Source organism: Acidithiobacillus ferriphilus, assembly GCF_028215975.1.
In the GTDB taxonomy this organism is placed as follows: Bacteria; Pseudomonadota; Gammaproteobacteria; order Acidithiobacillales; family Acidithiobacillaceae; genus Acidithiobacillus; species Acidithiobacillus ferriphilus.
Map to the genome: position 1 here is coordinate 713,555 of NZ_CP116458.1, position 18,174 is coordinate 731,728.

The 18,174-nt window shown below is 57.6% G+C and carries 19 protein-coding genes and 1 tRNA gene; 8 read left to right on the forward strand and 12 right to left on the reverse strand.

Features of this window, described 5'->3' with window-relative positions; translation table 11 throughout:
* The first annotated feature begins 6 nt into the window (after nt 1–6).
* Nucleotides 7–900: a DUF5655 domain-containing protein gene (locus tag PJU76_RS03480; protein ID WP_271780492.1), complete on the forward strand. Its 894-nt coding sequence runs from the start codon at nt 7–9 to the stop codon at nt 898–900.
* Between the two features lie 314 nt (nt 901–1,214).
* On the forward strand, nt 1,215–1,643 hold the full coding sequence (locus tag PJU76_RS03485) for a ProQ/FinO family protein (RefSeq protein WP_271780493.1): 429 nt from the start codon (nt 1,215–1,217) through the stop codon (nt 1,641–1,643).
* 3 nt (nt 1,644–1,646) lie between these two features.
* Here the strand turns inward: PJU76_RS03485 and PJU76_RS03490 are convergent, their stop codons facing one another.
* The 6 genes from PJU76_RS03490 to PJU76_RS03515 all read right to left on the reverse strand — a co-directional run bounded on the left by PJU76_RS03490 (nt 1,647) and on the right by PJU76_RS03515 (nt 4,176).
* Nucleotides 1,647–1,886 (reverse strand): hypothetical protein, encoded by a 240-nt coding sequence (locus tag PJU76_RS03490; RefSeq protein ID WP_271780494.1) that lies wholly within the window; start codon nt 1,884–1,886, stop codon nt 1,647–1,649.
* Nucleotides 1,877–2,101: a hypothetical protein gene (locus PJU76_RS03495; protein WP_271780495.1), complete on the reverse strand. Its 225-nt coding sequence runs from the start codon at nt 2,099–2,101 to the stop codon at nt 1,877–1,879. Before PJU76_RS03495 ends, PJU76_RS03490 begins: the two co-directional genes overlap by 10 nt.
* A complete protein-coding gene (locus tag PJU76_RS03500) occupies nt 2,098–2,385 on the reverse strand; it encodes a site-specific integrase (RefSeq protein ID WP_271780496.1) in 288 nt (95 codons plus the stop codon). Before PJU76_RS03500 ends, PJU76_RS03495 begins: the two co-directional genes overlap by 4 nt.
* 16 nt (nt 2,386–2,401) lie before the next feature.
* Entirely contained in the window at nt 2,402–2,572 is a 171-nt protein-coding gene (locus PJU76_RS03505; RefSeq protein WP_271780497.1) for a site-specific integrase, read from the reverse strand.
* 464 nt (nt 2,573–3,036) lie between these two features.
* Nucleotides 3,037–3,112: transfer RNA gene (locus tag PJU76_RS03510), tRNA-Arg, on the reverse strand.
* 56 nt (nt 3,113–3,168) lie between these two features.
* Nucleotides 3,169–4,176 (reverse strand): sodium:calcium antiporter, encoded by a 1,008-nt coding sequence (locus tag PJU76_RS03515; protein ID WP_271780498.1) that lies wholly within the window; start codon nt 4,174–4,176, stop codon nt 3,169–3,171.
* A gap of 270 nt (nt 4,177–4,446) precedes the next feature.
* Here PJU76_RS03515 and PJU76_RS03520 point away from each other — a divergent pair, with 270 nt between their 5' ends.
* On the forward strand, nt 4,447–6,273 hold the full coding sequence (locus PJU76_RS03520; protein ID WP_271780499.1) for a DEAD/DEAH box helicase: 1,827 nt from the start codon (nt 4,447–4,449) through the stop codon (nt 6,271–6,273).
* Between the two features lie 99 nt (nt 6,274–6,372).
* On the opposite strand, the gene PJU76_RS03525 is transcribed toward PJU76_RS03520, so the two are convergent.
* The 5 genes from PJU76_RS03525 to PJU76_RS03545 form a co-directional block, all read right to left on the reverse strand.
* Nucleotides 6,373–6,576, reverse strand: coding sequence for a cold-shock protein (locus PJU76_RS03525; RefSeq protein ID WP_009564993.1), 204 nt, complete (start codon nt 6,574–6,576; stop codon nt 6,373–6,375).
* Nucleotides 6,577–6,679: 103 nt separating this feature from the next.
* The gene (locus tag PJU76_RS03530; RefSeq protein ID WP_271780500.1) at nt 6,680–8,842 is read right to left on the reverse strand and encodes a primosomal protein N'; all 2,163 of its coding nucleotides are present in this window, start codon (nt 8,840–8,842) and stop codon (nt 6,680–6,682) included.
* Between the two features lie 268 nt (nt 8,843–9,110).
* Nucleotides 9,111–10,010, reverse strand: coding sequence for a 4-hydroxybenzoate octaprenyltransferase (gene ubiA / locus PJU76_RS03535; protein WP_271780501.1), 900 nt, complete (start codon nt 10,008–10,010; stop codon nt 9,111–9,113).
* Nucleotides 10,010–10,597, reverse strand: a complete 588-nt coding sequence (locus tag PJU76_RS03540) for a chorismate--pyruvate lyase family protein (protein ID WP_271780502.1) — start codon at nt 10,595–10,597, stop codon at nt 10,010–10,012. The genes ubiA and PJU76_RS03540 overlap by 1 nt, the downstream gene beginning before the upstream one ends.
* 34 nt (nt 10,598–10,631) lie before the next feature.
* Entirely contained in the window at nt 10,632–11,216 is a 585-nt protein-coding gene (locus tag PJU76_RS03545) for a class I SAM-dependent methyltransferase (RefSeq protein ID WP_215849873.1), read from the reverse strand.
* A 217-nt stretch (nt 11,217–11,433) separates the two neighbouring features.
* On the opposite strand from PJU76_RS03545, the gene miaB reads away from it, so the two are divergent.
* The 5 genes from miaB to lnt are packed head-to-tail and all read left to right on the forward strand — an operon-like array spanning nt 11,434 to nt 16,704.
* The gene (gene miaB, locus PJU76_RS03550) at nt 11,434–12,789 is read left to right on the forward strand and encodes a tRNA (N6-isopentenyl adenosine(37)-C2)-methylthiotransferase MiaB (protein WP_215889248.1); all 1,356 of its coding nucleotides are present in this window, start codon (nt 11,434–11,436) and stop codon (nt 12,787–12,789) included.
* A 4-nt stretch (nt 12,790–12,793) separates the two neighbouring features.
* Nucleotides 12,794–13,783, forward strand: a complete 990-nt coding sequence (locus tag PJU76_RS03555; RefSeq protein WP_271780503.1) for a PhoH family protein — start codon at nt 12,794–12,796, stop codon at nt 13,781–13,783.
* The gene (gene ybeY, locus PJU76_RS03560; protein ID WP_271780504.1) at nt 13,780–14,277 is read left to right on the forward strand and encodes an rRNA maturation RNase YbeY; all 498 of its coding nucleotides are present in this window, start codon (nt 13,780–13,782) and stop codon (nt 14,275–14,277) included. The genes PJU76_RS03555 and ybeY overlap by 4 nt, the downstream gene beginning before the upstream one ends.
* Nucleotides 14,270–15,154 (forward strand): HlyC/CorC family transporter, encoded by an 885-nt coding sequence (locus PJU76_RS03565; RefSeq protein WP_271780505.1) that lies wholly within the window; start codon nt 14,270–14,272, stop codon nt 15,152–15,154. Before ybeY ends, PJU76_RS03565 begins: the two co-directional genes overlap by 8 nt.
* Nucleotides 15,151–16,704, forward strand: a complete 1,554-nt coding sequence (gene lnt, locus PJU76_RS03570) for an apolipoprotein N-acyltransferase (RefSeq protein ID WP_271780506.1) — start codon at nt 15,151–15,153, stop codon at nt 16,702–16,704. The genes PJU76_RS03565 and lnt overlap by 4 nt, the downstream gene beginning before the upstream one ends.
* Here lnt and pmbA read toward each other — a convergent pair.
* Nucleotides 16,640–17,986 carry a metalloprotease PmbA gene (gene pmbA / locus PJU76_RS03575; RefSeq protein ID WP_271780507.1) on the reverse strand — a complete coding sequence of 449 codons (1,347 nt, stop codon included), beginning with the start codon at nt 17,984–17,986 and terminating at the stop codon, nt 16,640–16,642. The genes lnt and pmbA overlap by 65 nt on opposite strands.
* Between the last annotated feature and the right edge of the window lie 188 nt (nt 17,987–18,174).

Consider the following 18,174-nt stretch of genomic DNA (forward strand, 5'->3'; position numbering starts at 1 on the left):
TCGTTTATGCCCATCTTTAAAGACACCTTTGGGGCTTTAAAAAAGCTCAACACCCTGCCGCTCGATAAGGAAAAGAGCCTGCAGAAGTTGGTCGAAGACAATCTTATGGAGGTGTTGGAGCTGCACTTTCTGGCGACGGAATATGCGACGACCTTCGGGGGGCGTATCGATACGCTGGCGGTGGACATTAACGGGGCGCCGGTGATCATCGAATACAAACGCAACAAAAACGAGAGCGTGATTAATCAGGCGCTCTCGTATCTGAAATGGCTCAAGGCGCAGAAACCCGAGTTTTTCCAGATGCTGATGATCACCCATCTGGGGCAGGCCGTAGCTGATTCGATCAAGCTGGACTGGAACAATCCGCGCGTGATTTGCATTGCCGAGTCTTACAGCAAGTTTGATGTGGATACGGTTGAAGTGGTGCCGTTACGCATTGAGCTTTTCAAGTACCGCTATTACGAGCAAGGCATTTTCGGTCTGGAATCCCTTACTGTGCCAGAAGCGATATCCCATGCGCCGCCTGTCAGCATTGACGTGGTAACGCAGAAGCCGTTGTCCTCTGTAGCACTGTTACGCGAAAAGGGGACCTCGGCGATCCGGGCGTTATTCGATGCGCTGCAGGAGCAGATCATCAATCTTGATGAAGGCGTCGAAGAAAAAGCCACCAGCTTTTACGTGGCCTACCGCGCGGCAAAGAATTTTGCCGAAGTGCATATCGGCAAGAACCAACTAAAAATTCATTTGCGGCCTATCGACTATGACGACCCAAAGAACCGGGTGGACAAAATTCCGGATGGCTATAACTGGACGATGGACAGACGAGTCTATCTTGATTCAGCTGTCGATATTGAATATGTCATGAGTTTGATTGAACAGTCGTACAAGAATGTTTTGTGATTAATTATCTATAAGGGGAGATCAATTGGCACGCCGCAAACAAAACCTCTTTAATGATTTGATAGAGATCACCAGCAAACTCCCGCGACAGGATGCTTTCCATATTGGCGGCAGAAATGGCCACAGAATCAACGCCAGGCGTCGAGAGCTACTCTGCCCATTACCCGGACCGTTCCGATGCAGCATGGGGCATTTCTAGCCCCTTCCCGCGTGTCTTTCCTGCCCGGTAAGCCCCCCCCAACATGGCGACTGCCGGGCTTGCTATCCGATGGTTATGCGCCGCTGCGACGCGCTTGAGAAAGGACGGCACCACAATGATGAAAGTTAACGCGGAAGAGTTGAGTCGGGTCCGCGAGGCGTTGCGGATATTTCCGGTATTCGCTGGCAAGGTGATTCCGCCGCTCAAAGTGGGCATCATCAAGGGTATTTTTGCGTTAGAGGCTTTGCCAGCGGACATCAGCCATGCAGCCATTCGCCGGTTTCTCCGATGGGCCACAGCCAACCCCAAATATCGCCAATGCCTTGTCGATGGCGGTAGCCGGTATGGACTGGATGGCAGGCCATGTGAGGAGATAACTCCAGAGCACCAGGCGGACGCCAGAAAACGGCTGGCAGTGCGGCGGAATCGCGTAAAACAGACTACAAAGAACCCGAAGCAGACACCACAGAGTTCACGGGCGGTTACAGTGTTTCGGCGTGGGCGAAAATACCCAAACCCCGTAACGGATCAAGATCAAGTGTGACTGCTATGCACTCATTCTTGCCAAAGCGTCATGAAGCCGGTGCTCGGCGCTATCCGACAACGTAACCGCCTCAAAGCCGTTCGCCGGATACAGGTAATCCTCACCGCTCTGGTCGATGATTCTGATCATGCCGTGCCGGTCAGGATCGCCGAGTGCTTCATAAACGTGCCCGATGGTCACATCTTCACCAGACAGGTCGCCGAATCCTTCCTTGTTGACGCAGACCACAAATTTCATAGCCATCGTTTCACCTTCATTTTGACTTTGCCGATACCATGGGCTTCGTACCAATGCACTTCCGCTAACGCTTGCGTGCCATCGTTCAATCCTATCATGGCGACGCCTTTCTTCTTTTTCCAGTTCCCGTCCCCATGCCGTGCCCTGAGTCCGGTCAACTCCCGGATGCCAGTGCCGTTGGCGATGGTCTCGACATGCTGGATGGGTCCTATGATTTTCACCCCATCCTCTTCGCCAGATCCTCAGCCCTCAAGTGAGTATAGCGTTTCAACATCTGCAAAGTCTTGTGTCCGGTTATGGTGCTGACTTCCATGGGGTTGAAGCCCTTCTCGAACAGGCGGCTCGTGGCCTCATGACGTAAATCGTGGAAGCGTAGATCGTCGATGCCTGCCCGTTTGCAAGCGCGCACAAATGCCTGGTGAATACCTTCATAGGTGGTGCCAAATACCCGACCGTCCAGAGAGCGGGGCAGGGCTTCCAGTACGGCTACGGCACGACTGGACATGGGCACCGTGCGGGCCTCACCTTAATTCCCACTTTTCCAGCATCTCACCGGCACGCATAGCCGTCTCCATAGCAAATATGACCACGGGGCGCAGCCAGGCGTTTCGAGACTCCGCACAGGTAGACAAGAGCTTTTCCTCTTCGTCATCCACCAGGCGGCGATCCCTTGATCTGGCTTGTGCAGGCATTCTTATCTGCATACAGGGATTGCCGTGCACCAAAGGCACACTCCATTCCTTTATCGCGTGATTGATAACCCTCGACAATACAGAAATTTCATGACGTACCGTTTGGCTGCTCAGTGGGCGACCTGTTTTGGGGCTGACGCTTTTCAAGCGGCGATCCCGGTATTTTGCAATAATCTCAGGGGTCAGAGCGGCCAGTGACAATCTGCCTAGTTCGGAGGTTGTCAGTATGCGGATTACGGATTCTACCCCTTGGCGACTTTTCTTGTCAGGCAATATCTCTTGTTGGTATCGAGACAGTAGATCCGTGACCGTCGCACCTTGGCTTGCCAGCCAATCCTGTTGCCATCCTGATCTATTTGCTCATAGAAGCCTGCCATCACGCCACCCCACACCCATAAAATCATGATGTCAGTGTCCAGAAAATCAACACTATTTCTTGAACATTTGTAAGCTATTGTTTTTATTGGTGCCCCGAGCGCGAATCGAACGCGCGACCTACCGCTTAGGAGGCGGTTGCTCTATCCACTGAGCTACCGAGGCTACGGCTCACATTCTAGCAAAAGGCACCACCGTGCGGCGAGTACCTTTTCGGGCGGTCAGGTAAGGGCGAAGAAGTAAGCCCCGTAACACACCCCATTGAAAAGAAAATGATAGGGCCGCAGGGTGACGCCGCGGCGCACCAGAAGGTAAGTGTATCCCCCGGCCAGCAGCGTGAGTCCCGCGCCCAGCAGCACGGGGGGAGAGGGCGACCAGGGGGTTAACAGTACCCCAATAGCGGGCAGCAGACTCCCTTGAAAGACCAGCGCCCCGGTGATGTTGCCAAAAGCCAGCGTATCCTTGCCGCGGCGAATCCAGAGGATGCTGTTGATCTTTTCGGGTAGCTCCGTGGCCACCGGGACGAGCAACAGGGACAGAATCAGTGCGGAGATGCCGAGCCAGTGTGAGAGCCCCTCAATCCCGTCGACAAAGAGGTCGGCACCAAAGACAATCATGCCAAGCCCTATGGCAAGCTGGATCAAAATGACCGACATCTTCGTGGGCAGGCCGGTCTTGCTCAAGTACAAGGCGTGCTCCGCTTCGGTGCCGTGCCCCTCGGCGACCAGCGCCGCCGAGGCACGCAACGTCACCATCACATACAGAAAATACAATGTGACCAGCATCAGGCCGATGCCAATACGCGCCAGAGTAATATGGTGGGGTACAAAGAGCGCAACGGCGGACAGGCTAAAGGCAACCAGAAACCAGCCAAGATCGCGACGCAAGCCCGTAGGTTCCGGATTTAACGCTCCGCGCCAGCCGCGTTGTGGCGATACAAACAGCGTCATCATGAACAACGTCAGTGTGGACAGCATCATGGGGGCGCCCAGAATGGCGCCTACACCCACCTCTTCCCCCAGGTGGGCCGGTTGCCCGCTGGTCGCAGCGAAAACCGCAACAACAGGCACCATAGCCTCGGGAAGCGCCGTGCCCACCGCCGCGAAAATAGAACCGGTAACGCCCTCGGAAATACCCAGACGGTCGCCCAGGTGCTCCAGCGCGTTGGTAAAAGCCTCGGCCCCGGCGAGGATGATGATGAGTGCGGCGATCAGCAAGAGAATATTCACGAGTGTATTATGTCATAGACTGTGCACCTCACAAGGCGCAGTAGAATGCGTTCAGTGGCCGAATGCGCTTGCGTAACAAGCCGGGTGATATCTTCTTCGGGTCGCTCTTGGTGCCGCATGCCGATGCGGCTATCCAGAAGCAGTTGCAGGTGGCGCCGGACGTTCAATGAGTTTGTGACGTCTTTTGATGGAGTGAAGAAAACGCTGCAAGTTGCGCACAACTAGCGTATAGTGTGGACGCTGAATTCCCTTCGTTGTCCAGGTGTGCTCATGTCTCAAGAATCCGATCTGCGCTTTACTGATTTCGCCCTCGCTGAACCGGTCCAGAAAGCGGTGGCAGAGATCGGCTACGAACAACCATCGCCCATTCAGGCGCAGAGCATCCCGCCGCTGCTGGCGGGGCACGATGTTATCGGGCTGGCGCAGACCGGTACCGGCAAAACAGCTGCGTTTGCGCTGCCGCTGTTAAGCCGTGTTGATCTCAGCTTGCGCGTGCCGCAGTTGCTGGTGCTGGCGCCCACCCGTGAGCTCGCTATTCAAGTGGCTGAGGCGATGCAGAGCTACGCCAAGTTTCTCCCCGGATTCCATGTGCTGCCCATCTATGGCGGACAGTCCATGAGCCTGCAACTCAAGCAGCTGCAGCGTGGTGTGCAAGTGGTAGTGGGTACGCCCGGGCGCATTCAGGATCACCTGCGTCGCAAAACCCTGCGCCTGGACCAGTTGCAGGCCGTGGTGCTGGATGAGGCCGACGAAATGTTGCGCATGGGCTTCATTGACGCGGTGGAGGATATCCTCAAACACACGCCCGATGGCCGGCAGGTGGCACTCTTCTCTGCGACGATGCCAGACGCCATCCGCCGCATCGCCAAAACCTATTTGCGCGATCCCCTGGAAATCCGTGTTAAATCGGCGACGACTACGGTGGCCGCCATTCGCCAGCGTTATTGGCAGGTCAGCGGTACCCACAAGTTGGATGCTCTTACCCGTATCTTGGAAGTAGAGGAGAGTAACGCCTGGCTGGTTTTTGTGCGTACAAAAACGGCGACGGTAGAGTTGGCGGAGCGCCTGGAGGCACGCGGCTATGCCTGTGGCGCCCTCAATGGCGATCTCAGTCAGGCGTTGCGCGAACAGACTATTGAGCGCCTGAAGGCGGGGACGCTGGATATTGTGGTTGCGACCGATGTGGCGGCCCGTGGTTTGGATGTCGAACGGATCACCCATGTGATCAATTATGACATTCCGAATGACACCGAGGCCTATGTTCACCGTATTGGTCGTACTGGACGTGCCGGACGTGCCGGGGATGCAATTCTCTTTGTCGCGCCGCGCGAACGCCATTTGCTGCACGCCATCGAGCGGGCGACGGGGCAGACGATTACGGCCATGCATCTGCCCAGCATAGAAGATGTTGCGGGTCGACGGATGAGCCAGTTCAAGGATCAATTGTCAGAAGTGCTGAATAGTCAGGATCTTGCGGTTTTTGAGTCCCTCATTGCGGATTATCAGCAGGAAAAGGACGTAGGTTTGGGAGAAATCGCTGCGGCACTGGCTTACATGGTGCAGAAAGAGCGCCCACTGGTTCCTGTCGAGGCTCCGGTATCAAAGCCAATGCGCAGCGACGCCGGGAGTTCCGGCCGACCGCCGTCATCGCGTCGCCGCTCTGAAGATGAACGGGGTGGTGGCAGTGCACGTCCGCCGCGCGGCGGCGGTGCCACCTCGAGAGGGGAGGATGTGCCGATGCGCCGCTTCCGTCTGGATGTGGGTGAAAGCCATGGTGCGCAAGTCAAAAACATTGTCGGCGCGATCGCCAATGAGGCTGGGATACCCAGCCGCAATATCCGCAAGGTACAGATTGGCGCCGAGCATACCACTGTTGAGCTTCCTGCGGATATCCAAGCGTCAGTTTTGCAGCATTTGCAAAAGGTCTGGGTCTCTGGACGGCCTTTGCAGATCGCCCCGACCGATGCGGGCGCGCCACTGGGCCGTGCTGCCCCTGCGAAGCCGCGCAAGATACTCTCCGCCAGGCCGACAAAAAGTGAGTACAAATCCAAGGAGCGTGGCGCTGGGCCAGTAAAGCGGAAGAAGCCCGCGCGATAGCTGAACAAAAAAGAAACCGGAATTGCGAAAGCTAAACCGGTAAATTACTTTTCCCCGCAGGGGGAACGGATGGCTGAGAGAGCCACCCGTTGAGCTTAATTAAGCCCGGCGGACCTTCTCGGCCTGCAAACCCTTCGGACCACGAGTCACTTCAAAATTGACGCGCTCGCCTTCGGCCAGGGTCTTGAACCCCGTACCTTCAATAGCGGAGTGATGTACGAACACATCTTCCTTGCCATCTTCCGGCGTAATGAACCCAAACCCCTTGCTGTCATTGAACCACTTCACTGTGCCGACCGCCATTTTACACCCCAAATTAATCAAAGCTGGCCCAACTGGCCGTCGCCGAGGATAGCATATCTGCAGGCCAATGCAAGTTTAGGGTCTGACCAATACCGTTAAGCATTCAGGTGATCAGTAAAGGATCCACATCAAGCGTCCAGCGCACATTTTTGGCGGAGTGAAGCTCGGCAAACTGTGGTAGCCAGAGTTTAAGCGCTTTTTGCATTTGGGCCCGGCTTGGTGCTTGTATCCAAAGCTCCGCACGCTCGAAACCGGCACGCCGCTCCATGAGCGACGGCATTGGACCACTGATCTCCACCAGAGCGGGCGGTGCACATTGGCCGGCGGCCTTCAGGAATTCGTCTACCCGGCATCGTTGGTGCGCCTCGGCACGTAGCAGGGTGAGGGCTCCAAAGGGCGGTAGCCCCGCAGCCCGGCGCTCATCCAGAAGAGCCTGCGCCGGAGGACGGTAGTCGCCCTGAGCGAGGCTTTGCAGTAAAGGATGTTCAGGCAGATGGGTCTGTAGTAGTACCCGGCCAGGCAGCTCTTCGCGGCCGGCGCGGCCGGCGACCTGCAGAACGGTCTGCAACAATCGTTCAGGAGCGCGAAAATCAGCGCTGAACAAACCCTGGTCGGTATTGATAATGCCGACCAGGGTGACGGCCGGGAAGTGATGTCCCTTAGCCAGCATTTGGGTACCCACGAGGATGGCGGCACGATTCCGGTGAATGTCGGAGACCGCTGTAGCGAGGGCATCACGACCATGCAACGCATCGCGGTCGATGCGCCAAATGGGGGTCTGAGGGAAGCGCTGGCGAAGTACCTCCTCCAGTTGCTCAGTGCCTTGGCCGACGGTAATCAGTACCGCACCGCGGCAGACGGGGCAGGCCGGTGGCCAGTGCGACTCGTGACTGCAATGATGACAGCGGAGACGTTCCTGTTGGCGATGCCAGGTCATGGGCGCGCTGCAACGAGGGCACTGCACCACATGGCCGCAATCGTGGCAGAGTACCGCCGGAGCGTAGCCCCGACGATTCAGGAACAGTAACACCTGATTGCCTGCCTCCAAGGTTTCCTTACACGCCGTTAACAGGGTAGAGGAAATGCCACCCTGCAGATTTTCGCGGCGCAGTGGTAGGATCGTCATCTTCGGTAGATCGGCTGAAGTGGCACGTTGGCGTAGTTCCAGGTGCTGATAACGGCCCTTTTGCGCGTTGTAGAGGCTTTCCAGAGAGGGCGTGGCAGAGCCGAGGACAATGGGAATGTTTTCCAGGCGCGCGCGCTGAATCGCCAGATCCCGTGCCGAATAATGCCAGCCATTCTGCTGCTTAAAAGAGGGGTCATGCTCTTCATCGACAATAATCATGGCAAGACGGGGCAGGGGTACGAAAAGTGCCGAGCGGGTGCCAATGATGACCTGGATCTGTCCCACCGCTGCCGCTGCCCAGATGCGCAAACGCTCGCCGTCGCCTTGTGCAGAGTGCAGGGCGGCTACGCGATGCTCGCCAAAACGCGCTTGGCAACGTTCTACAAGTTGGGGGGTGAGACCGATCTCTGGGACCAGGATGAGGGCCTGTGCTCCGGATTCCAGATGCGGTCGGATTGCTTCCAGATACACTTCTGTTTTACCGCTGCCAGTCACCCCCTCCAGTAACCATGCCTTAAAGCCTTTGGCCATGCGTAATTGCGTCACGGCGCTTTCTTGTTCCGCATTCAGGCGGTATGGAGAGGGTACCCCTTGTTTAGGTAAGGTGACTTCCGCCACCGCTTCTATCCAGCCCTTTCGGATGGCCTGCCGTAAAATGTGGCGTAGTTCTTTGGGGATCTCTGCTTCGGGCACAACACCCGTGATGACAAGCAATTCCCGGAGCGCTTGCTGCAATTTTCCAGGCTGGCGTGGTGCCGTCTGTGCTTCGGTAGCACTGAGGCGGTAACCCCAGGGAGTAGGTTTTGGCAGCGATCGGCCTTGGCGCAGCAAGGTCGGCAGGGCAGTAGCCCAGGCATCGCCGAGCGGATGATGGTAGTATGTTGCTCCGAAGTGAATCAATTGCTGCAAGGCAATGGGTAAAATGGGATGCGCGTCCAGGACCCGTTCAATAGTCTTGAGTGTGACGTCGGGCGGGCACTTGGCATAACCGAGAACAATACCTACGCGCTTGCCTTTGCCGAAAGGTACCCGCACTCGCATGCCCGGCTGTAGATGGCCTTCTACCGGCAGGGCGTAAGAAAAGACGCGGCGGAGCGGTACCATGACGGCTACTTGAATGCAGCTTGTTTCATCGCTCATGAAGTTGCCCACAACTTCTGTGGATAAGTCTGTGCATGAACATCTTGAAAAGTCTCAGACCCCCTGTTCTTCAACGCGTTAGAGTAGGTGCCTAAAAAAGGTGCAAAATAAAAGTCAATAAAAAACAGTGTGTTAATAATTGACACCAATGACGCCGTGGAATTGGCCAAGCTTGTCTCTGTATATGAGTGGATTGTGTATAAGTTTGTCAATGGTTGTCTTTAAAAGTGCTCCGGGCAGACATGGATGACCCAAAAATGGCCAGTCTTCATAGGGCTCCCGGTATTGATGTGCCGCTCGGGGCCAGGCCCGCGACAACCCCCCAGAAGAGCAGCAGACCAATCCAGTTATTGTGCAGAAAAGCGTGAAGCGCCTGGTCCCGGTCGCCGCCAAGCAGCGACTGCTCGTAGGCCGCGAGAATGGCGGCGCTTGCCAAGGCGATCCAATAAGGCCAATGCATGCCCAGCGTGACGCCGATCCCGAAAAAAATGATGAGCATGGCGGCTTGCAGACCGGCAATGGCGTAACGGTCAAAGCGTCCAAAAAGAATGGCCGTCGATTTGATTCCGGCCTTGAGATCGTCTGGACGGTCGGCCATGGCGTAGGCCGTGTCATAAGCGACGACCCAGCAGGCATTGGCCAGCATCAGCCACCAGGCGAGTGCCGGCACTCGCCCGAGGGTCGCGGCAAAAGCCATCGGTATACCAAAGGAAAAAGCGATGCCCAGATAGGCTTGCGGGAGATGGGTGAAGCGCTTGAAGAGTGGATATGTAACAGTGATGAACGCTGCGCCGCCTGCTAACCATATGGTCAGCCAGTTGAGAAGAGGCAGGAGGGTTGTTGCCAGCAGACACAGGATGACGAACAGGCGCAGTGCTGCCCGGGAGGTGATCAGGCCTGTCGCCAGGGGGCGCTGACAGGTGCGGGCGACCTGCCGGTCGAAATCTCGATCAAAGTAATCATTGATCACACAACCCGCCGAGCGCATCAGCCAAGTGCCGGCGGTGAAAATCAGGAAGAGACCGAGTGACGGAGTGCCCCTGGCGGCTAGCCAGAGTCCCCAGTAGGTGGGCCAGAGCAGGAGCAGGGTACCAATGGGACGGTCCATGCGCATCAGAGTCGCATAGGCGCGTAGGCGTTGACGGAGCGGCGCGGGGGTCGCTTGCATCAGCGTCGTCCTCGGCCAGCCCAGCGTGGCAGGTCCGGCAGGAAATGCTCTTCCACCAGGACACCCGTGTCACCGCGACGCAATACCGACCGCCGCTGCCAGCAGCGGCGGCGGCCAAACCGGGGCTGGCTATCGGCTTGAATCGGGGAGCGCCGCAAACGGCGATGACGGAACAGGGTATTGCCGATGGGGCGCGTGCCATGGCGGGTCAGCGGTAACAGACCGCGACGTAGCCCGCGCAACGGAATGGTCGTGCGTGCCCAGAGCGCAGGACGCATCACGTCGCCACAGTGCAAGAGGACCTCGCGCCAAAAAATCTGCTCTCCGCGATGTAGGCGTAATAGGTAGCGCTCAGTCGGCGTTGGGTTCGCGCGTCCGCTACCCAGCAGCAGTGCCTGCACCATCCCATGCGGCTTTTCATAAGCCCGTTGCAGCGCCGCAGTGAGAGAGGCCGGTAAGGTCAGCCAAGGCCATAGCATACGAGGGGCATGGCGCAAGGGAGGTGGCTTTTTGGTGATCATTTTGGAAAAAGGCAGTGGCCTGTTGCTTGACACAGAACTCTGCGTCTTCTGGTCATGCCGCATCATGCTTCGCCTCTTCCTTTATGTCAACGCGACTCAATCAGCGCTGTTGGGGTGCGTGGTAAATAAAGGCATCCACCCGTGCTGGCGGCACGTTGCGCCAGACCACGGCCATCCGTCGCCGACGAAAGTCCGGGGGCAAGCCCGCGCAGGAGCAGCGGAAGTGATAGGTAAATTGGATGAATACGGTCCCGTGGCGACTGATTCCCGGCAGTTGCTGAAAAATGCGTTCAACGACCGTTTTGGGGATGCTGCGCAGCGGCAGACTGGACACCACGGCGCGGACTGGGCCGCGATGCGCCATCAGGTGTTGAATGTGTGCCGCGTCCCCTTCAATGACTTCCACCTCGGGATAATGCTGACGCAGGTGGCGGACCATGGCCGGTGCCTGCTCGACAAGAACCAGATCCTGCGGTGGGATGCCGCTTTCCAGTAAGGCCTTGGTTACCGGCCCCATACCTGGCCCCAGTTCGACCACCAGTCCGGGACCATGGGGCACCATAGCGGCCATTCGGCGGGCGAGGAAGGGCGAACTGGGTAGCACAGCCCCAATAGCATGAGGATCGCGTAAAAACTCGCGGGTAAAGTGCCAAGCCTGGGACATAGGTCCGGGAGGTCGGGACATGGGCTTTCTCCACCGGTGGAGGCAAAACGCTGGTCTATCGCGTCGCCGAAGGAACGGCGCGCATTGTAGCATGGTGCCGCGGATGGCGTCATGCCGGACTCCGTTTGGGTTATACTAGCTTGGCCTGGGATGATTCCATAATCTGCGGCCACCCCTTGTCAATCCTTCGGGGTGGCCCTATCATCGTTCATAAGTCCTCACTTCTTCTGGGAATGCATTGCAGAACCTGTATATCAAGACTTACGGCTGTCAGATGAATGAATACGACTCCGAGCGCATGGCTGATGTGCTTGCGGTCAGTCATGGATTGCATCTGGTGGACGATCCGGTGCTCGCCGATGTGCTCCTGCTCAATACCTGCTCCATCCGTGAAAAAGCCGAAGACAAAGTGTTTACTCAACTGGGTTTTTGGCGCCCTTTAAAGGAGCGCCGTCCGGAGTTGGTGATCGGGGTTGGGGGCTGCGTGGCCAGTCAGGAGGGTGAGCGACTGCGGCGGCGGGCACCTTACGTGGATCTGGTATTCGGGCCACAAACGCTGCATCGCTTGCCGGACTTGCTGGACGCCTGTCTGGCCGAGCGTCGTCCCCAGGTGGATGTGGCATTCCCGATGCTGGAAAAGTTTGATCACCTGCCACAACGGCCCGGTCGCGACGGCGCCACCGCTTTCGTTACTGTTCAGGAAGGTTGCGATAAATTTTGTACCTTCTGTGTGGTGCCCCATACCCGGGGGCGGGAATATAGCCGCCCCATGCCCGATATCCTGCGGGAGGCGCGTACGCTGGTAGATCAGGGGGTGCGCGAGATTACTCTGCTGGGCCAAAATGTTAATGCCTATCGGGGTGCGACGGGATTGGTAGGTGAGGGTGGCCTGGCCGATCTGCTGGAACGCTTGGCGCGAATTCCCGGTTTGCTGCGCTTGCGTTATACCACGTCCCATCCCAGCAACCTTGATGACGAATTGATTGCTGCGCATGCCAATATTGAGATACTGGCGCCCCACCTGCACTTGCCGGTACAAAGTGGTTCTGACCGTATTTTGCGGCGTATGCATCGCAAGCATACGGTTGAGCAGTATTTGGATAAAATTGAACGTCTGCGCGTCGCTCGTCCCGGTATTCAAATTTCCTCGGATTTTATCGTGGGTTTCCCGGGCGAAACCGATGCAGACTTTGCCGCGACTATGGCGTTGATCGATGCGGTGCGTTTTGATCAATCGTTCTCCTTCAAATACAGCCAGCGCCCCAATACGCCGGCACTGAAGCTGAAAGACAGCGTGCCCGAGGCCGTCAAGGATGAGCGTCTGGCAATATTACAAGGGCGCATCAACGGGCTGGCACAGGGTTACGCGCAAGCCTTGGTGGGTACGCGGCAGGCGGTACTGATGACAGGACCGTCGCGCCGTGATCCGCAGCAACTGACGGGCAAGACCAGCTGCAATCGCTCGGTCAATATGGCGGGGTCCATGGATTGGGTCGGACAGATGCTGGATGTCGAAATTACGGCAGCGCTGCCCAATAGTCTGCGCGGGCGTGTGGTGCAGGTGGCACCGGCGAGCCAGCGCCTTGCCGTATAGCCCCATGGAGCCTCCTGGTAAGACGCTGAGTGTAAGCCACAGCGATTTCATCGCTGAGCAGGCGAGCGCGGCGATGCTTTCCGAACTGTCCGGCGAACTGGATAGTCATATCAAACAGATCGAGTCACGCTTGGGAGTGGTGATCCTGCCCCGCGGCACCCGCTTTCATATCACCGGACCAGCCGCTTCTGTGCAGGCCGCGCGGGATGTACTTTCCCATCTTTATACTCAGGTACGTCAAGGGCGCTCGCTGTCCAGTCATTGGGTGCACCATAGCATCCAGAATGTGCAACTGGAGGCGGAGGCGGAGGCGGGCGTTACGGCGGTGGAATCTTCCGGCGTGCAGACCCTCAAAGGAATGATCCGTGGTCGCGGGCAACGGCAGCGCCGTTATCTGGAGTCCATCCGCCATAATGATCTCACCTTCGGCATTGGCCCAGCCGGTACGGGCAAGACCTATCTCGCCGTAGCCGCAGCGGTGGAGCAGATGGACAGCAATCAGGTACGGCGTCTGGTGCTGGTCCGCCCAGCCGTAGAAGCGGGCGAACGTCTGGGTTTTCTGCCGGGATCCCTGAGCGAAAAAGTCGACCCCTATCTCCGTCCGCTTTACGATGCTCTCCATGAAATGCTGGGTTATGAGAAAGTCGCCAAACTGATGGAACGGCAGGTGATTGAAGTGGCGCCACTGGCCTATATGCGCGGGCGTACCCTGAACGATGCCTTTATCATTCTCGATGAGGCGCAAAATACCACTCCGGAACAGATGAAAATGTTCCTGACCCGCATGGGTTTTGGCGCCAAGGTCGTGGTAACCGGCGATGTGACGCAGGTAGATCTGCCGCGTGGCCAGCTTTCCGGGCTGGTGCAGGTCATGGATGTGCTCGGCGATATGCCGGGTGTGGATATGGTGTTTTTTGAAAGTGCCGATGTTGTCCGCCATCCGCTAGTGGCCCGGATTGTGGAGGCTTATGACCGCTTCGGGGCGAAGATATGAGCCGTCTTTATTTGCGCATGGCTGTGGATGACGCCGTTGCGGCCTTGCCCCTGCCATCCCGCGCCGAGGTGCGTTGCTCGATATTGCAGGCGCTGTCCGCTCCTTCGGCGCGGGCATCTGCGGATGACCGGATGTACGATCTATCCCTGACTTTTGTGGACGACACCGAAATTGCCGCCCTGAACGAGGGATATCGGGGGAAGGCAAGACCGACCAATTGTTTGTCCTTTCCGCAGGATGTGCAGTTGCCCATGTTTCGCCGCGATTTGCTGGGCGATATTGTTATCGCGCCGGCGGTGGTGATGCGTGAGGCCGTCGAGCAGGGCAAGCACCTGCGCGATCACTATCGCCATCTGCTCATTCACAGCACCCTCCACCTCCTTGGCTATGATCATGAAGTGGCCGTCGAGGCGCAGGAGATGGAGGCGCTGGAAACCCGATTGCTGGCTGAAATGGGTGTGGCCGACCCTTACCTGAACCAAATGCATGAGTGATGATCGCAGTAGCCAGGAACGACCACGGGGCTGGTGGGAGCGTTTTACCCAGTCCTTGCGTGGCAATGTGGAAGATCAGGATACCCTGCTGGAACTGGTCCGTGAGGCGGGCGAGCGACAGATTATCGATGCCGAAGCGGCGCGGATGGTGGATGGAATTTTCCGTATGGGCGAGCTCACGGTGCGGGATGTGATGATTCCTCGGCCACAGATGGAAGTGATTGAACTGGATATACCTTTAGCAGAGATTGTCGCCCGGGTGTCCGAGGTGGGGCACTCGCGTTTCCCTGTGGTGGGGGATGATCGCGATGATGTGCGTGGCATTCTCCTGGCCAAAGATCTGTTGCGGGGTTGTCGGGGTGATATGCCGACGCCGCGGCTGACGGAGTTACTCCGTCCGGCGACCTTTATCCCTGAAAGCAAGCATCTGGATCATTTGCTTTATGAGTTCCGCACGGGTCGGCATCACATGGCCGTCGTGGTAGATGAGTACGGTGGGGTCGCCGGGCTGATCACCATTGAGGATGTTCTGGAAATCATCGTCGGTGAAATTGAGGATGAATATGATATTGATGAGGATGTGATGATCGCGCCGCGGGAGGATGGGGATTTCCTGGTAAATGCTTTGATTCCTCTGGAAGAGTTTAACGCACATTTTGTGGCACACCTGGCGGATGGGCATGCCGACACCCTCGGTGGTTGGGTGGCTACGCGCTTGGGGCATGTGCCGCGTATGGGTGAAGTGATTGAAGAGGGGAATTTGCGCTTGGAGGTATTGCGAGCGGATCGTAAGCGGGTGCAGATTTTGCGTGTGACGCCGCCACCGCCACCGCGTAGCGCATCTCTGCCGGAAACGGCGCCTCAAGAGAGCGCGTGAAGGGGGGTGCACTGAAAACGCCGCGCTTTCTTGTGCGGCTTCTGGCCGCGTTGATTTTGGGTGCGGCTTGGCCCTTGGCCTTGGCGCCCTTTGCTTTGTGGCCGCTGGCCATCGCCCTGCTTTTTGGCCTATTTTGGCTGGCGGGCGCGGAGGAGCGTCCGCGCCGTGCGGCCGCTCTGGGTGCTGCTTTCGGTTTTGCGGCCTTTGCGGCGGGAACCAGCTGGATCGCCATTACCCTGCATAATTTTGCCAACATGGATTGGGCCTTGGCTGGAGGGGCCGTGGCTTTACTGGCGGCTTGTTGTGCCGTCTATCCGGCGCTGGCCTTATGGCTGGCCACCCGCTTTTTTGTCGGCAATGCCCGGTTGCTGGCCCTGCCGGTGCTGTGGATTTTGGGGGAGTGGGCGCGGGCACGTCTTTTTACAGGCTTCCCCATGTTGGCGACGGGGTACACCCAGACCCATGCCTTCCTTGGCGGCCTTGCATCCTGGCTTGGCCAGTACGGGGTGGGGCTGGCAACCGCCGGGGTGGCGGCTATTCTGGTTTATATGCTGCGACGGCGGCAGTCCCGCCAAGTGTTGATGGGAGGCGTCGCGGCGCTCCTCATGATTTACGGCGTAGCCATGGCGGCGGCATCCGTGTCGTTCACCCATCCCGCAGGCAAACTGCTGCGGGTGAGTCTGCTGCAGGGGAATGTTGCCATCACCGAAAAGTGGAATGCGGGTAAAATCAGCGACATTTTGCATCACTACGTCGATCTGATCTTGCAGGCACCGCCGAACACCCAATTGATCGTTTTGCCGGAAACAGCCTTCCCTGTTTTTCAGACGGAAATTCCGGGCTTGATCGCGCAATTGCAGCAGTGGTCAGCGATGTACCATAAAATCCTGCTCATCGGTGTCCCCGAGGATGTGGGCCACAAATATTACAATGCGGCCATGGAAATCGATGGTACGGCACCTTTGCGCTGGTATAGGAAAGAGCATCTGGTGCCCTTCGGAGAATACATCCCGATGCCAAGCCTGCTCACGTCGCTGGTGCATCATTTTTTACCGGGACTGGGGAGCTTTTCTTCCGGGCATGGGCCTTATGTTTTGCCCGTGGATGGACAGAAAGCCGGTATAACCATCTGTTATGAAGAGTCCTTCTCCCGGGATGTACGCAAGGGAGTGGAAGAAGGTGCCACCTTTCTTCTGAATATCAGTGATTATGCCTGGTACGGCCATAGCATCGCCGCGGCGCAGAGTCTGCAAATGGCGGCGATGCAGTCCTTGCAGGAGCAGAAACCCGATATTCGGGCGACCAACACCGGAATAACAGCCCTGATTTCGCCACGCGGGCAGGTGCGTGAGCAATTGCCGCAGTTTGTGGTGGGCACCCTGAACGAGGCCATACAGCCGATGGCGGGGGAAACGCCTTACGGGCGCTGGGGCAGTCTCCCTTATCTGTTGTTGAGCTTGATTCTGTTGCTGATGGCCGTCCTCCTCAGTCGCCGGCGATCGTCATCTCGTCAACAAGAATGGAGGAGCAGCCGGTATTGCCGTGGATGAGCATATCGCTGCCCACCACACTCATGCCCTGGAACATGGCCTGCAAGGTGCTGGCAATGGTGATCTCTTCAACAGGATATTGAATTTCCCCGTGTTCGACCCAGAAGCCTGCCGCGCCCCGTGAGTAGTCGCCGGTAACCATGTTGATACCGAAGCCGATGAGCTCGGTAACCAGCAGGCCGCGTCCCATCTGGCGGAGCAGGTCCTCCAGAGAGGCGTCTCCGGGTCGCAGAGTGAGATTGTGGACGCCGCCGGCATTACCCGTGGTCTTCATGTTTAATTTGCGGGCGCTGTAGCTGTCGAGAATGTAACCTTCCAATACACCGTCGGCGATAATATCGCGGTTTCTGGTGGCGACGCCTTCGCCATCGAAACTGCTGCTACCCAGTCCGCGTCGCCGTAACGGTTCTTCATAAATGCGGATGTGTTCCGGGAAGAGTCGCTTGCCGAGACTATCGACCAGGAAGGAGCTTTTGCGATACAGGCTGCCACCGCTGATGGCGCTGGCGAGGTGGCCGATGACGCTGGAGGCGACCTGATTTTCGAAAAGCACCGGGGCCTTGGTAGTGGCTACCTTGCGGGCACCCAGTCGGCGCAGAGCCCGTTGTGCTGCTGTTTTGCCGATCGCTTCCGGAGTTGCCAAGGCATCCGCTGCGCGCGCCACATCATACCAGTAATCCCGCTGCATACCACCTTTGGTATCTTCGGCAATCACTGAACAGGACAGGCTGTGCCGCGAGGAACGGCTGCTGCCTATGAATCCCAGCGTATTGCCGTAAACCGAGACTCCCTCGCCGGTGCCGAGACTGCCGCCCTCGGAGTTGTGAATACGCGAATCGCAGTCGCGGGCGGCAACCTCGCAGCGGCGTGCCAGTTCAGCGGCGGTGTCGGCATCTATGGACCAAGGATGATAGAGGTCCAACTCCGGGAACTTTGTGGCAAACAGTGCGGGGTCGGCGAGCCCGGCAAAGGGGTCTGCTGCCGTATGCCGGGCAATGGTGAGTGCCGCAGAAACCGTCTCTGACAGCGCCTTGCGGGAGAAGTCAGAGGTAGAGGCGCTGCCTTTCGACTGGCCCAGATAGACGGTCACCCCCAGCCCTTTGTCCTGATGATATTCAATAGACTCGACCTCCCCCAGCCGCACCGTTACCGATAAGCCTTTGCTGGTGCTGGCGGAAGCTTCTGCCGCACTGGCTCCCTGCTCGCGGGCAAGGTCCAGTATGTCATCAACAATCTGGGTCAGTATGCCGGTATCGAGGGTGGGGTGGGGGGCTTGGCTCATGAGGTATTTTCCCGCAGGTGATGGAATTATCCTCTTATCTTACCCCCAAGCTTCACGGCAGGGGAAGCTTGGGACCAGGTTGAGTGGGCGCGCGTCACTTTCTCGTGCGTTTTCACGCTTGACAATGACGTGTTGTTTCACTAGATTGCAACAATGTTGCATTACAAAGATTGGTGTCTGTCTGCTGG